The sequence below is a fragment of the Pseudorhodobacter sp. E13 genome, from assembly GCF_003991405.1.
In the GTDB taxonomy this organism is placed as follows: Bacteria; Pseudomonadota; Alphaproteobacteria; order Rhodobacterales; family Rhodobacteraceae; genus Pseudorhodobacter.
Genome location: NZ_RPEN01000158.1, coordinates 470,790 through 485,179, shown reverse-complemented (window position 1 = coordinate 485,179; position 14,390 = coordinate 470,790). Strand labels below are relative to the sequence as shown.

The window sequence follows — 14,390 nt, the reverse complement described above, 5'->3', positions numbered from 1 at the left end:
GGTGAACGGGCTGAACCTCGGCGAGACGCTGACCGACAGCTTCACCATCACCACCGAGGACGGCACCACCGAGACGGTGACCGTCACCATCGAAGGCGCCAATGACGCGGCGGTGATCGGTGATGGCACATCTTCGGTCTGGTCGCCCAATGCGATCCAGGCCGGCACACGGCGGGGGCTTCTGGCGCCCGACGTGGTGGTGACCGATCCGGAAGGCGAGGAGTTGACCTATCGTTTGGCGGTTCTGCCGCTGGCCGGGATGCTTTATCTTGGCACTTCTGCGGTGACGGTCGGGCAGATCCTGACCGAAGCCGAGTTCCAGGCGCTGGTCTTTGAGGCGCCTGAAACCGCGGGTGCTTATACCGCAGAGGTCGTGATCTCGGACGGGGTGAACGATACGCCGCTGACCGTGGCGCTGACCGTTTCGGCGGGTATCGATGAGACGATCATCGGCACAGCCAACCCCGAGGTTATGGACGGCGCTGCCGGCTCTGACCGGATCGAGGGACTTGACGGTGCCGATACGATCTATGGCGGCAGCGGCGTGGACTTCCTGTTCGGCGATGGCGGGGATGATTTCATCTTCGGCGGAACCGGAAACGACGTTCTGCGCGGCGGCGAAGGGGCGGACAGCATCCTTGGCGAAGACGGCAATGATGTCATCGCCGGGAACAACGGCAACGACACGCTTCGCGGTGGCGACGGCGCCGATACCATCTTTGGTGGTAGTGGTGACGACGACATCTATGGCGATGCCGGAAACGATAACCTGCTTGGTGGTGTTGGAAACGACACAATGCGGGGCGGTGACGGTGCCGACAGCATGTTTGGCGATGCCGGCGCAGATCTTATTGCGGGTAACGACGGCAATGACACCATCTTTGGCGGCGATGACAACGACACCATCCTTGGCGGTGGTGACAATGACGACCTTAATGGCGATGCCGGCAACGACAGTCTGAATGGCGGCCTTGGAAACGATATCATCCGGGGTGGTGATGGCAACGACACCTTGTCTGGTAGCGTCGGCAACGACACGCTGGCAGGTAACGCAGGCAACGATCGGTTGATCGGGGGCGATGGTAATGATCGCTTCTTCGGCGGTTCCGGCGACGATACGCTGGAGGCTGGTCTGGGAAGCGACATCCTCTCGGGTGGCACGGGCGCGGATGTCTTTGTCTGGACCAGCGTGGCCGAAAGCCTGCATTCCGCAGGTGCGGGACGTGACCAGATCACCGACTTCCAGCATGGGGTCGATCAGATTGATCTGAGCGCCTTGGCGACCGGAGGGCTCACCCTGACTTTCGTCGGGGCGAGCTATACCGGAACGGGAACCCCCGGCGAAGTGCGCTACAATGGATCGATCGGCCGCCTTTATATTGATATGGATGGTAACGGGTCTTCGGACTTCAGCATTGATATCAATGGTGCGCCTCTGCTGACGGCGGATGATCTTATCCTCTGATCTACCTGCCTCAACGATAAGACCCTTGGTCGACCCGTTCAGGTTGCACCGCGGAAAATGAAATTTGCCCCCCGGCCATGCAGACGATGGCCGGGGGGCAATCCATTGTCGGGTATGAAGCTGGACTGCCCATCGGGCGGGCCGCGCTACCTGAACTGGTCGGATAACGCGCCGGACACATCTGTGGGATCGGGCTCGTGCCTGACGTTTAGGAGCAAAACATTCCCGTAAGCGCCTGTAGCGCAATGGTATTTTCTGGACAGCTTTGCGCAGGGCACCTTTTTCAAAGACAAAGCCGCCCCGATGCGTTTGAGCCACCGATTTTCAGCCTTGTGATCACGCCTAGCCGCTTGCGCGTGGGCCTGCTGCACAGCCTCAGCCATTTGCATAAGAAATTTGTGCTGTTCCGCAAGCGTTGGAAAACCGTCCCCGCTGAAGGCGCGCGGAGGTTGACGGGTCCGCAGTTATCAGAACCGCGTTGGCAGGCAAGGCTGCATTTCCGGCCCCGGCGCATGTCCGGCCACCAGATCGGCCACCATGCGCGCCGTAACCGGGGCCAGCGTCAGCCCAACATGGCCATGCCCGTAAGCATGAATAACCTCAGCCCCGCCGCGGCTTGGCCCGATCACAGGCAGGCTGTCGGGCATCGAGGGGCGAAAGCCCATCCAATCCCGGTCCGGCGCCCCCAAATCCGGAAAGAACGCCCGCGCGCCCTCAATCAGCTTTTCGATCCGGTGGCGGGACGGGGGGGCCGTCAGCCCGCCCAGTTCCACCGTGCCCGCCACGCGCAAACGGCCCGCCATCGGGCAAAAGTAAAACCCGCGCGCCGTGGGACAGCAAGGGCGGGTCAGGCGCGGCGTTTCCATATCCCATTCGACGTGATAGCCGCGTTCGGTATCCAGCGGCACGCGGTCGCCCGCCGCCCGCGCCAAAGCCCGCGAATGTGCCCCGGCCGCGATCACCACCCGCCGCGCCGTCAGGTCCAGCCCCGCACCTGTCAGGTGGACGCGGCCCTGAACCCGCCGCAACCCGTCAACCCGCGCCGGGATCACCCTTGCCCCCGCCGCTTGTGCGGCCAAGGCCAGCCGCTGCACCATCACGCCGGGATCGGTGAAAAACACCGCTTTGGGAAAATAGGCCGCCCCGCCAGCGCAGTCCGGCAAACCCGGTTCCATCTGCGCCAGCTCGGCGCTGGTCAGCATATCCACCGAAACGCCCAAGCTGCGGCGAAAGGCCATATCGGCTTGTGCGGCCTTGAACCCTGCGCTGGTTTCATAAAGATACATGCAGCCCCGCCGCCGCATCAGGTCCGCGCCGCCAATCTCTGCGGCCAGTTCGTTCCACCCTTGCAAGGCCCCGGCCATCAGCCCCGCAATCGCTTGCGCATTGGCCCGGGCCGCAGCGGGCAAGGATTGGCGGGCAAAGCGCAAAAGCCAAGGCGCAAGGCTGGGCAAGGCCGCATGGCGGATGGACAGGGGGGAGCTGCGGTCAAACAACAAGGCAGGCAGATTGCGCAGCACATCCGGCGTGCCCACAGGCTGCACGGCATAATCCGCAATTGTCCCCGCATTGCCATATGACGCGCCAGAGCCGGGCGGCGCTGGGTCGATCAGGGCAACCTCATGCCCGGCGTGGGCAAGGCGATGCGCAATCGCCAAGCCGATCACGCCCGCGCCGATGACAGCAATTTCAACCGATTTCACCATCATCAGCCCTTTTCGCAACGCCGGTTACATGCAGGCGTCAAACAGTTTGCGCGTGTTTTCCCGCGTCATCACAACCGGGTTGCCACCGCAAGACGGGTCCTCCAACGCCATTTCTGTCAACTCATCAAGCCGGGACGCCTCTACCCCCATAGCCGACAGGTTTTCCGGGATGCCCAGCGTTTCGCGCAGGTCCATCACAGCCTCACGGAAGCCATCAAACCCGCCGCGAATGGCAAGGTAGCGGGCGGCGGCTTCCATCCTGTCCTCGATCGCGTGGCGGTTGAAATCCAGCACCATCGGCATCACCACGGCATTTGTGGTGCCGTGATGCGTGCCGTAAACCGCGCCAACCGGGTGGCTCAGGCTGTGGATCGCGCCAAGGCCCTTTTGGAAGGCGACAGCCCCCATCGCGGCGGCTGACATCATATGCGCGCGGGCATCCAGATTGTTCGGGTCGGCATAGACCGTGGCCAGGTTTTCAAACACCAGACGCATGCCTTCCAGCGCAATCCCTTGCCCCATCGGGTGATAATGCGGGCTGCAATAGGCCTCCAGACAATGCGCAAGCGCATCCATCCCGGTGCCTGCGGTGATGAATTTCGGCATGCCCACGGTCAGCGCCGGGTCACAAATCACCACCTTGGCCATCAGGCCGGGGTGCCAGATGATCTTTTTCTTATGGGTGGCAGAATTGGTCAGCACGCTTGCCGCGCCCACTTCAGACCCCGTGCCTGCGGTGGTGGGCACGGCGATGGTTGGGTGAATTTTGCTGGCATCCGCCCGCGTCCACCAATCGCCGATATCCTCCATCTCCCAGACTTCCAACCCCGGCTTCTGGTCGGCCATCAGCGCGATCATCTTGCCCAGATCGAGGGCAGAGCCGCCGCCAAAACCGATGATGCCGTCATGCCCGCCGGCTTTGAACGCGGCAATCCCTGCGGCAAGATTGGCCTCATTCGGGTTGGCATCGACATCGGAAAACACCGCGCGGCCAAGGCCACCTGCGTCCAGAATATCCAGCGCTTGCGCGGTGATCGGCAGGCTGGCCAGCGCGCGGTCGGTCACGAACAGCGGCCTTTTGATGCCCACGGCCTTGCAATGCTGCGCCAGTTCCGAAATCCGGCCCACGCCGAATTTGATGGCGGTGGGGTAGGACCAGTTACGATTGGGGACAGAGTGGCTCATTTCGTCACCTTCTTGAGATGGTAGGATTTCGGGCGGGTCACGGAATGGAACCCGAGATAAGACAGCGATCCACCGCGCCCGGTATCCTTGCAGCCGGTCCAGCACAGCGCCGGGTCCAGATAGTCGCAGCGGTTCATAAACACGGTTCCGGTTTCGATCTGCGCGCCAATCGCGGCGGCAGCCTCTGCGTCTTTTGTCCAAATCGAACAAGTCAGGCCGTAAGGGCTGTCGTTCATCAGGGAAATCGCCTCATCATCGCCGGAAACTTTCATAATTCCGACAACGGGGCCAAAGCTCTCCTCGGTCATCACGCGCATCGAGTGATCGACATTCACAAGGATTTGCGGGGCAAGATAGGCACCGCCATCATCCGCCGGGAACAGCGCGGGGTCGATCAGGGGCTTGGCCCCGGCGGCAACTGCTTCGGCCACCTGGGAGCGGACCACGGCGGCGAAACGCTTGTTGGCCATCGGCCCGATGGTGGTGCCTGCCTCAAACGGGTTGCCAAGCACCAGCCCTTTCACCCAAGCCACGGATTTTTCGACGAAAGCGTCATAGAGGCTTTCATGCACATAAATCCGTTCGATCCCGCAGCAGCATTGCCCCGCGTTATACATCGCGCCATCCATCAGGCTGTCAACGGCGGCATCAAGGTCGGCATCGGCGCGCACATAGCCGGGGTCTTTGCCGCCCAGTTCCAGCCCAAGGCCGGTAAAGGTGCCAGCAGCAGCCTTTTCCATCGCGATACCGCCGCCGACCGAACCGGTGAAGTTTACGAAATTGAAGGCGCGGCTTTGGATCAGATGTTCGGTGGTGGCATGGTCCAGCACCACATTCTGGAACACATCGGCAGGCACGCCCGCCGCGTGAAACGCCTGCGCCAGACGTTCGCCGACCAGCAAGGTCTGGCTGGCATGTTTCAACACAACCGTATTGCCCGCGATCAGGGCAGGGGCCAGCGTGTTGATTGTGGTCAGGTAAGGGTAGTTCCACGGGGCCACGATAAAGACCACGCCGACAGCCTCACGCGCCAACATGCGCTTGAATGTGGCGCTATCCTCAACCACCTCTGGCGCAAGGGTTTTTGCGGCAATGTCGGCCATGTAATTGGTGCGATCATGCACGCCGCCAAATTCGCCGCCATAGCGAGTCGGGCGGCCCATTTGCCAAGCCAGTTCCTCGACCAGCGTATCCTTGATCTTGTCCAATGCGGCCACACCGGCCTTGACCAAGGCAATCCGCTCGGCCAGCGGGCGCGCGGCCCATGCCTTTTGCGCGGCGCGGGCACGGGTGGCGGCGGCCACCGCCTCGGCTTGGGTCAGGGGCGTGCGGGTGGCGTAGGTGCTGCCATCAACGGGGGAGATCAGGGCGATGGGTTTGGTCATTTTGTCCTCATGGGTCAGGCGTGCCGTAGCGGCTGATTTCGATCAGGTTTCCGTCAGGGTCATTGAAATAGACCGACGTGACAGGCCCGCGTGCGCCGGATTTCTGCACCGGGCCTTCGACGATGGCAATCCCCTCGGCAGTCAGCCGCGCGACGACATCGGCAAGCGGCACGTCGGTCAGCAAGCAGATATCGCCGGAGCCAATGCAGGCGTGGTTGCGGGTTTCTTGCCCAAGGGTTTGCAGGTTGATTTTCTGGTCGCCCACCCGCAGCGCCAAGCGGCCCGCGCCAAAGCGGATCGGCTCCAGCCCCAAGGCACGGCCAAAAAAGGCCACCGAGGCATCCGGGTCGCGCACGGTCAGCACCAGATGGTCGATTCCGGTGATCATTTCAGGCGCGTTCCATCAGGCGCGACACCTCAAAATCGGTGACAACGCGGTCATGTTCGGCTACCTCCCACATTGCGGCGTGGTGGTAATGGTCGATCACATCCTCGCCAAAGGCGGCGCGCAGCATGGCAGAGCCGTGCATCCGGCCCGCGGCCTCGCGCAGGGTGCCGGGGATCGCGCGGGCACCGCTGCTTTCATACATGTCGCCTTTCATTTCCGGTTCCAGCGGCAGCTTCCGCTCAATCCCGTCGAGGCCTGCGGCCAGCAGCGCCGCCATCGCCATATAGGGGTTCAGATCGGCCCCGCCGATGCGGCATTCCACCCGCACAGCCTTGGTGCCTTCGCCGCAGACGCGAAAGCCTGCGGTGCGGTTATCGCAGCTCCACACCGCTTTGGTCGGGGCGAACATGCCTTTGGTAAAGCGTTTGTAGCTGTTCACATAAGGCGCGAGGAAAGCGGTGATATCGCCGACATGCGCCAATTGCCCGGCCAGAAAGTGTTTCATCGTGTCCGACATGCCATGCGGATCGGCGCTATCGGCAAAGGCGGGTTTGCCGTTCGTCCACAAGGATTGATGCACATGGCTGCTGGAGCCTGCGCGGCGATGGTCATATTTCGCCATGAAGGTGACAGAGCGCCCCTTGGACCATGCGATTTCCTTGGTGGCCTGTTTGGTGATGACGTGGTTATCCGCCGTATCCAGCGCATCGGAATAGCGGATGTTGATTTCCTCTTGCCCCGCGTCCGCCTCCCCCTTTGAACATTCCACCGGGATGCCCGCGCCATAAAGCCCGTTGCGCAGGGCGCGCATGACCTCTTCTTCCTTGGTGGTCTGGAACAGTGCGTAATCTTCATTATGCGGCGAAATCGCCTGCAAATCGCGCAATTGTCCAGTGCGCTGATAGCTGTCGCGCAGCGACTCGTAGGAGTTTTCGAACAGGTAGAATTCCAGTTCCGTCGCCATCATCGCGTCAAAACCCATCGCCTTGGCGCGGGCCACCTGCGCTTGCAGCACCGCGCGGGGGGAATGGGGGACGGGCTTGTGGCTGTGATGGTCCAGCAGATCGCAGAGCACCAGCGCCGTGCCTTGCAGCCATGGCACGCGGCGCAGCGTCGACAGATCGGCTTTCATCACATAATCGCCATATCCCGCCTGCCATGAGGTCGATTTATACCCCTGGACGGTGTTCATCTCCATATCGGTGGCGATCAGGTAATTGCAGCAATGGGTTTCCTGCCAGGCACTGTCGAGGAAGTTCTGCACATGAAAGCGCTTGCCCATCAGGCGGCCCTGCATATCAATGCCCGCGACCATCACGGTATCAATATCGCCTTTGGTGGCAGCTTCCTTGAGGGCCTCAAAGCTCAGATTTCCCGGCATGTTCCATCTCTCCTTGTCGCAATGTGCTGTGACCGCACGTTTTATCAGGCAGGGCATGGCCCTGACCAGTTGGTCAAAACGCTAGCGCGGGGCTTGGCGCAACACCAGCCCCCAAATGGGCTTATTTTCGGCGCTCAATAACCGCGCGCGCGATCGACCAGATGCAACAAGGGGGCGCCTGCCTCGGCGCGGGCGATGTTTTCCACCACCACACGAGAGGCAGTGGCGGGCCGGGTTTCGGCGGCGATATGAGGGGTGACGGTGATGCCAGGATGCGCCCAGAACGGGTGATCCTGTGGCAGCGGTTCGGTGCGGAACACATCCAACGTCGCATGGCCAAGGTGGCCGGCATCCAAAGCCGCCAGCAAGGCGGTATCGTCGATCAGATCGCCGCGGCCGGGGTTCAGGATCGCGGCCCCCTTTGCCACCCAGCCAAGGCTGTCTGCGTTCAGGATGTTTTCCGTCTCGGGCGTTTTGGGCAGCAACAGCACCACAATCTCGGCCCCTGTCAGCGCCTGCTGCAACCCTTGGGGGCCAGAAAGGCAGCGCAGGCCGGGATGGTGTTTTTCGCTTCGCGACCAGCCAGTGACCGGAAAGCCCACGGCGCGCAAGGCTGTGGCACAGGCCAAGCCCAAGGCCCCAAGCCCCAGCACCGTCACAGGCCGTTCGGCCGCAAGGGGCGGGCAGGTCGGGTCCCAGATATGGGCGGGGTTGAGGATATGGCGATCCATTCGCAGGTGATGGCGCAAGCTGTGGCCCAGCACCCATTCCACCATGCCCGCCGTCAGCCCCGGATCGACCATCCGGCACAGCGGTTGTGTCAGCGAGGTGTTGCCCACGATCTTTTCCACCCCGGCCCAGAGGTTCAGCACCGCCTTGCAGCGGGTGAAAGGGGTGAAATCGCTGATATCGCCACCGGGCGCGAAGATGATGTAATCGACCTGTGCCGGATCGGTGCAATCGGGCGACAGCGCCGCCGTAATCCCGGCCTCGGCCAGTGCTTGGCGCAAAGGGGCCTCATAGCTGGGCCAGCGCGCGGCCCCTGCGGCGAAATAGACGGTGATCATCGGGGCATTCCTGTCATAGGGCGGGGCGCGTGGTGGGCCGGGGATAGGTATTTAAGACCAAGATGAAACCATGGCAGCAGTGTGCCCCTTAGCGCGGGCGGTGGATATGGGCGCTTTGCACAAGGCCAAAGGCGGCCAGCAACACCAGCATGGAGGAGCCGCCGTAAGACACCAGGGGCAGCGGCACACCCACCACAGGGGCAAGCCCCATCACCATCAACATATTGACCGCGAAGTAGAAAAAGAAGGTGGCGGCGATGCCCAAGGTGACAAGGCTGGCAAAGCGGTCCTTGTTCTGGATCGCGCTGGCGACGCAAAACGCCAGCACCAGCGTATAAAGCATGAGAAGTGAAAACGCGCCGATAAAGCCGAATTCCTCGGCCAAGGTCGTAAAGATGAAATCGGTATGCTTTTCGGGCAGGAAGTTCAGCCGGCTTTGCGTGCCTTGCATGAAGCCGCGCCCGGCCCAGCCGCCAGAGCCCAGTGCGATCTTGGCCTGCGAGATGTGATAGCCCGCCCCCAAAGGATCGCCAGAGGGATCGAGGAACGTATCAATCCGCCGATATTGGTAATCTTTCAGCAATTGCCAGGTGGTCCCGCGCGAGGCGAAAACCGCCGTAACCGTCCCCCCCAGCAAGGCCGCCACTGCGCCGAAATAATACCAACTGACCCCGGCGCAAAACATCACCACCGCGCCGCCTGTCATCAACAGCAGCGCCGTTCCAAGGTCGGGCTGGGTCAGCACCAAGGCGGTGGGCAGCAAGATCAATATGACCGGGATCAACACCCACAACGGGTGCGAGGTTTTGCGGATATCCAGCCAGTCGTAATAGGCGGCAAGCAGCATCACCAGCGTCACCTTGGCAAGCTCGGACGGTTGCAGGCGAAGGGGGCCCAGTTCGATCCAGCGCTGCGCGCCCATCCCGACAGAGCCAAAAAACTCAACCGCCAGCAGCAACAGAAGCGAGCCGGCATAGGCCAGCCCCGCCATGTTGCGCCAGAACCAGATCGGCACGAAAGCCACGGCGAACATGACGGCAAGGCCCAGCAGAAAGCGTTTGATCTGCGGTTCGGCCCAAACCTCCATCCGCCCGCCCGCGACGGAATAGAGCATCAGGAACCCCACCGAGGCGACAGCCGTCAACAGGATGACCAGCGCCCAGTTGACATGCAGGATCTTGCTGGCCCCGGTCGGGACGGTTTTCAGGCGATATTCAAGAAAGCTCATGCGCGGGAGCTTTCCGGCATCTTGCCATCCGCATCGCGCAATTCCAGCTTGCGGTGCATGGTGTCGATACGGTTGCGCTGTGCGGCAGGGTAGGCCGTCAGGGGCGGGATGCCATCGCTCATGGCGCGCAACAGGATGTCGCGCCCGATCGGGGCCGCCGCGGTGGAGCCGCCGCCGCCATGTTCCACCACCACCGACACCGCATAGCGCGGGTTGTCATAGGGCGCAAAGGCCACAAACAGCGCATGGTCGCGCCGGTTCCACGGCAGGTCGGCGTTGCTGATGACGCCGCGCGCACGCTCGGCCGCGCTGATGTTGCGAACTTGGCTGGTGCCGGTTTTCCCGGCCATTTTCAGTGACTTGTCATCAATGCGCGAAGAATAGGCGGTGCCACGCTGGTTATTGCTGACAGCATACATGCCTTGATGCACGGCCTGAAGGAATTGTGGGTCCAGTCCCAGCTCTGCGCCGGGATCGACGGCGGCGGGCTGGTCTGCGATGCTGTGGATCAGCCGCGGCGAGATTGCCCTGCCGCTGGCAAGCCGTGCTGTCATGACGGCAAGCTGCAAAGGGGAGGTAAGCACATAGCCTTGCCCGATAGAGGCGTTGACCGTGTCGCCGATCCGCCAGTCCTGCTGATACCGCTCTTTTTTCCACGCTTTGTCGGGCATCAGCCCTTCGGTGATGGCCGACATCGGAATGTCATGCCGGATGCCCAGCCCCAGCTTGCGGCCCATCTCGGCGATCTTGTCGATACCGACCTTCATCGCGATATCGTAGAAATAAACGTCACAGCTTTCGCTTAATGCGCGGTCCAGTGCAACGCGCCCATGCCCGCCGCGCTTCCAGCAGTGAAAACGGCGACCACCCACCTCATAATGGCCGGGGCAGGAGACCGAGGATGACGTATTGATAACGCCCGCCTCCAAGGCCGCCAGCGCCGTGACCATCTTGAAGGTAGAACCGGGGGGATAGGCACCCTGCACCGATTTATTCGCAAGCGGGCGGTGATCGTTTTCCGTCAAGGCATTGTAATCAGTATGGGAAATGCCGCGCACAAACAGGTTTGGATCAAAAGAGGGCGAGGAGACGATGGCCAGAAGATCACCGTTTTGCACATCCATGACCACAGCAGCGGCGGATTCCTCGCCCAGCCGCGCCTGCACATAGTTTTGCACATCGGCGTCAATGGTCAGCCGGATATCGGCCCCCGCATCGCCTTCCTGCCGCCCCAACTCGCGCATCACCCGGCCCACGGCGTTCACCTCTACCCGGCGGCTGCCCGCCTTGCCGCGCAACGCGTCCTCCATCCAGGTTTCGACCCCGATCTTGCCGATCTGAAACTTGGGGGTTTGCAGCAAGGGGTCCGGCTCTTCCAGCTTTTCCAGATCACGGTCGCTGACCGGGCCGACATAGCCCACCACATGCGCAAAATCGGTATCACGCGGATAGGTGCGGCTAAGCCCGACCTCCGGCGACACGCCGGGCAGGGCGGGCGCGTTGATTGCGACTTTTGACACATCATCCCATGTCAGACGGTCGGCCACGATGATCGGCAAGGGGCTGCGGCGGCGGGCTTCTTTCAGCGCACGCTCAAAATCCTCGTCCGAGATAGGCAGGATGCCGGACAAGCGGTTCAGCACATCTTCGACATTGCCCGCATCATCGCGGCTGATCACCACGCGGTAATTCTGTTCATTCCCGGCGATCAGCTTGCCGTTGCGATCATAAATCTGGCCCCGCGCAGGCGGCACCAGCCGGATGGAAATGCGGTTATCTTCGGCCAGCAGGCGGAATTCATCGGCTTGATCCACCTGCATATGTCGCATGCGCGCGCCCAGCACGGCCACCACCGCCGCCATGGAGCCGCCCAGAAACAGGCCGCGCCGCGTGATCTTGCGGGCGCTTTCTTCGGTGTCGCGGGCGGATCGTCTCATAGCCGTCTCCCCATGGCGTCCACTTCCCCGGTTGAAGGTTTGCGCAGGTTCAGGGCCACACGCAGAACCCAGACGATGACAGGATACATTAAAACCGATCCGACCGTTTGCGCAAAGGCAAAACCAAAGCCCGGCTGGGCCAGAAACGCCACCGCAAACACCAGCCGATAGGCCAGCAACATGGCAATCATGACCCCGGCAATCAAGAGCCACTCTGCCGCGAAGCCAAGTTCCCGCGTCAGGGCAGATCGCGCGCGCAGGAATTCGGTGGCCAGCACCACCAGCGCCGTCCACAGCCCCGGCGGGCGCATCAGAATCATATCTTCGGCCAACACCACCAAGGCGATCAGCAGCGATGGCAAATGGTCGGGCCGCTGCGTGACCCAAGCCAGCATCAGACACAACAGCAAATCCGGCCCCGGCCAATCCCCCGCCACGCTGCCCAAGGGCAGGATTTTCAGGAACAGCAAAACCATGGCGATGCCCACAAAGGCCGCACGGTAAAGCCAGATACTGTTGCGCATCCCGTCGATCATCACTGCCCCACAGGCGCGGGCGCATCGGTTTGCACCGTTGGCGGCGCAGTTGCCGGAACCGCAATCAGATTGCCGGGATCGGTGATCCGCTCTGTCGCATGGCTGCGCAGCACGCGCAGAAATTCAAGCCGCTCGTAATCGGCCGACAGCGCCACGCGCAACCGCCGATCATTGCCCTGCACCACGGTGCCCACCAACAGCCCCGCCGGAAACACCCCGCCATCGCCCGAGGTCACGACCTGATCGCCGGGGCGCACCAGATCGGGTTTTTCCAGAAATTCCAGCGGCGGCCGGGCAGAATTGTCACCCGACAACAGCCCGCGCTGGCCCGAAGGTTGGGCGGTGACGGGGATGCGGCTGTTGCTGTCGGTCAGCAAGATCACCCGTGCGGTGCGTTCGCCCACGCCGGAAATCCGGCCCACAAGGCCGATCCCGTCCATCGTGGCCCAACCATCGCGCAACCCGTCGCGCGCGCCCACGTTCAGCAGCACCGATTGCCGAAAGGGGCTGCCGCTATCGGCCAGCACAACCCCTGTCACATGGGTCAATTGCGGGTCCAGCCGCACATGGTTCAGGTCCATCAACCGCGCGTTTTCCTGCTTTAGCTGAAGCGCGGCTTCCTTCCACGCCTTCATCTGCTGCAATTCGCGGCGAAGTTCCTGATTTTGCTCATAAAGCCGGGCGTAGGATTGGAAACTTTCCACCATATCCACGGTTTTCGTCACCGGCACCAAAGCCCATTCAAAGCTCGGCACCATCTTGTCGACCAACGCCGTGCGAAACCGCTCGACCCGCGGGCTGTCGATGCGCCAGATGAAAAACAACGCCAGCAGGCAAAACACCAGCACACCCACCAAGATCCGGCGCAGCGGGCGGGTGTATTCGTCTGGTGAAGTGCGGTTTTTTGCCACCAAAGCCTCGCTTCAAGGGCTGCGCGCGCCCTTGTTTTAGCTGTCGTAATCAATCACATGGCGCAGTTGCTTTTCATATTCCAACGCCTTGCCGGTGCCAAGGGCCACGCAGTTCAAGGATTCGTTAGCAACCGAGATGGACAGCCCCGTCTGTTCGCGCAGCGCCAGATCCAGATCGCCCAGCAGCGCGCCGCCACCGGTCAGCATCACGCCACGATCCACGATATCGGCGGCCAGATCGGGCGGTGTCGCCTCCAGCGCTTGCATCACCGCGTCGCAGATTTGCTGCACGGGTTCGGCCAAAGCCTCGGCCACTTGCGCTTGGTTGATCTCGGTTTCCTTCGGCACCCCGTTCAAAAGGTCACGGCCCCGAATGGTCATCGACGATCCACGCCCATCATCGGGCATCCGGGCGGTGCCGATGCTGGTCTTGATGCGTTCCGCCGTGGATACGCCGATCAACAGGTTCTGATGGCGGCGCAGATAGCTGACAATCGCCTCATCCATACGGTCGCCGCCAACGCGCACCGAGCGCGCGTAAACGATATCGCCCAGCGACAGCACGGCCACCTCGGTCGTGCCGCCCCCGATATCAACCACCATATTCCCCGTGGGGTCGGTGATCGGCATGCCCGCACCAATGGCTGCGGCAATCGGTTCGGCAATCAGCCCCGCGCGGCGTGCGCCTGCTGACAAAACCGACTGGCGAATGGCGCGCTTTTCCACTGGGGTCGCGCCATGCGGCACGCAGACGATGATCTTTGGCTTGCTGAAGGTCGTGCGCTTGTGGACCTTGCGGATGAAATGCTTGATCATCTCTTCCGCCGTGTCAAAATCGGCAATCACCCCGTCGCGCATCGGGCGAATGGCCTCAATGCTGCCGGGGGTGCGGCCCAGCATCAGCTTTGCGTCCTCGCCCACGGCCAGAACCTGTTTTTTGCCATCCTTGACGTGATAGGCAACCACCGAAGGCTCGTTCAGCACGATGCCCTTGCCGCGCACGTAAACAAGCGTGTTCGCTGTGCCAAGGTCAATCGCCATGTCGGACGAGAACAGACCCGAAAGTAACCACATGCTGAAGAAATCCTTATTGGTAACAGGCAGTATACCCGCGACTCAGGTATCTGAGGCAGGCGCTTTCTTATAGGGAGAGGCGCAAACAAGGGAAAGGGCCATGCCCCGCGCAATGGGCGCCTTCCCG

The 14,390-nt window shown here is 62.0% G+C and carries 12 protein-coding genes; 1 reads left to right on the top strand and 11 read right to left on the bottom strand.

Features of this window, described 5'->3' with window-relative positions:
• Positions 1-1,465 (top strand): M10 family metallopeptidase C-terminal domain-containing protein (locus tag EGN72_RS16080; RefSeq protein ID WP_199743763.1); only part of this gene is annotated, 1,465 nt, incomplete at its 5' end.
• Between the two features lie 467 nt (positions 1,466-1,932).
• Here EGN72_RS16080 and EGN72_RS16075 read toward each other — a convergent pair.
• From EGN72_RS16075 to EGN72_RS16025, 11 genes are all read right to left on the bottom strand, one after another.
• Positions 1,933-3,177, bottom strand: coding sequence for an NAD(P)/FAD-dependent oxidoreductase (locus tag EGN72_RS16075; protein WP_370323325.1), 1,245 nt, complete (start codon positions 3,175-3,177; stop codon positions 1,933-1,935).
• Between the two features lie 18 nt (positions 3,178-3,195).
• On the bottom strand, positions 3,196-4,356 hold the full coding sequence (locus tag EGN72_RS16070) for an iron-containing alcohol dehydrogenase (protein ID WP_127049361.1): 1,161 nt from the start codon (positions 4,354-4,356) through the stop codon (positions 3,196-3,198).
• The gene (locus EGN72_RS16065) at positions 4,353-5,741 is read right to left on the bottom strand and encodes an aldehyde dehydrogenase family protein (RefSeq protein WP_127049359.1); all 1,389 of its coding nucleotides are present in this window, start codon (positions 5,739-5,741) and stop codon (positions 4,353-4,355) included. The genes EGN72_RS16070 and EGN72_RS16065 overlap by 4 nt, the downstream gene beginning before the upstream one ends.
• 7 nt (positions 5,742-5,748) lie before the next feature.
• Positions 5,749-6,129: a VOC family protein gene (locus EGN72_RS16060; RefSeq protein WP_127049357.1), complete on the bottom strand. Its 381-nt coding sequence runs from the start codon at positions 6,127-6,129 to the stop codon at positions 5,749-5,751.
• Between the two features lies 1 nt (position 6,130).
• The gene (locus EGN72_RS16055) at positions 6,131-7,510 is read right to left on the bottom strand and encodes a glutamine synthetase family protein (RefSeq protein WP_127049355.1); all 1,380 of its coding nucleotides are present in this window, start codon (positions 7,508-7,510) and stop codon (positions 6,131-6,133) included.
• 134 nt (positions 7,511-7,644) lie between these two features.
• Positions 7,645-8,577 (bottom strand): glyoxylate/hydroxypyruvate reductase A, encoded by a 933-nt coding sequence (locus EGN72_RS16050; RefSeq protein WP_127049353.1) that lies wholly within the window; start codon positions 8,575-8,577, stop codon positions 7,645-7,647.
• Positions 8,578-8,665: 88 nt separating this feature from the next.
• A complete protein-coding gene (gene rodA, locus EGN72_RS16045; protein WP_127049351.1) occupies positions 8,666-9,805 on the bottom strand; it encodes a rod shape-determining protein RodA in 1,140 nt (379 codons plus the stop codon).
• Positions 9,802-11,742 (bottom strand): penicillin-binding protein 2, encoded by a 1,941-nt coding sequence (gene mrdA / locus EGN72_RS16040; RefSeq protein WP_127049349.1) that lies wholly within the window; start codon positions 11,740-11,742, stop codon positions 9,802-9,804. Before mrdA ends, rodA begins: the two co-directional genes overlap by 4 nt.
• Positions 11,739-12,278 (bottom strand): rod shape-determining protein MreD, encoded by a 540-nt coding sequence (locus EGN72_RS16035; RefSeq protein ID WP_127049347.1) that lies wholly within the window; start codon positions 12,276-12,278, stop codon positions 11,739-11,741. Before EGN72_RS16035 ends, mrdA begins: the two co-directional genes overlap by 4 nt.
• Entirely contained in the window at positions 12,278-13,189 is a 912-nt protein-coding gene (gene mreC, locus EGN72_RS16030; protein WP_127049346.1) for a rod shape-determining protein MreC, read from the bottom strand. The genes EGN72_RS16035 and mreC overlap by 1 nt, the downstream gene beginning before the upstream one ends.
• Positions 13,190-13,225: 36 nt before the next feature.
• Positions 13,226-14,263, bottom strand: a complete 1,038-nt coding sequence (locus EGN72_RS16025; RefSeq protein ID WP_127049344.1) for a rod shape-determining protein — start codon at positions 14,261-14,263, stop codon at positions 13,226-13,228.
• Positions 14,264-14,390 lie beyond the last annotated feature (127 nt).

What these genes read in the sequence shown, in the direction of transcription:
- EGN72_RS16060 (WP_127049357.1), bottom strand. Translation starts at nt 6,129, where the DNA reads ATGATCACCGGAATCGACCATCTGGTGCTGACCGTGCGCGACCCGGAT.
- mrdA (WP_127049349.1), bottom strand. Translation starts at nt 11,742, where the DNA reads ATGAGACGATCCGCCCGCGACACCGAAGAAAGCGCCCGCAAGATCACG.
- EGN72_RS16025 (WP_127049344.1), bottom strand. Translation starts at nt 14,263, where the DNA reads ATGTGGTTACTTTCGGGTCTGTTCTCGTCCGACATGGCGATTGACCTT.
- EGN72_RS16055 (WP_127049355.1), bottom strand. Translation starts at nt 7,510, where the DNA reads ATGCCGGGAAATCTGAGCTTTGAGGCCCTCAAGGAAGCTGCCACCAAA.
- EGN72_RS16050 (WP_127049353.1), bottom strand. Translation starts at nt 8,577, where the DNA reads ATGATCACCGTCTATTTCGCCGCAGGGGCCGCGCGCTGGCCCAGCTAT.
- EGN72_RS16070 (WP_127049361.1), bottom strand. Translation starts at nt 4,356, where the DNA reads ATGAGCCACTCTGTCCCCAATCGTAACTGGTCCTACCCCACCGCCATC.
- rodA (WP_127049351.1), bottom strand. Translation starts at nt 9,805, where the DNA reads ATGAGCTTTCTTGAATATCGCCTGAAAACCGTCCCGACCGGGGCCAGC.
- EGN72_RS16035 (WP_127049347.1), bottom strand. Translation starts at nt 12,278, where the DNA reads ATGATCGACGGGATGCGCAACAGTATCTGGCTTTACCGTGCGGCCTTT.
- EGN72_RS16065 (WP_127049359.1), bottom strand. Translation starts at nt 5,741, where the DNA reads ATGACCAAACCCATCGCCCTGATCTCCCCCGTTGATGGCAGCACCTAC.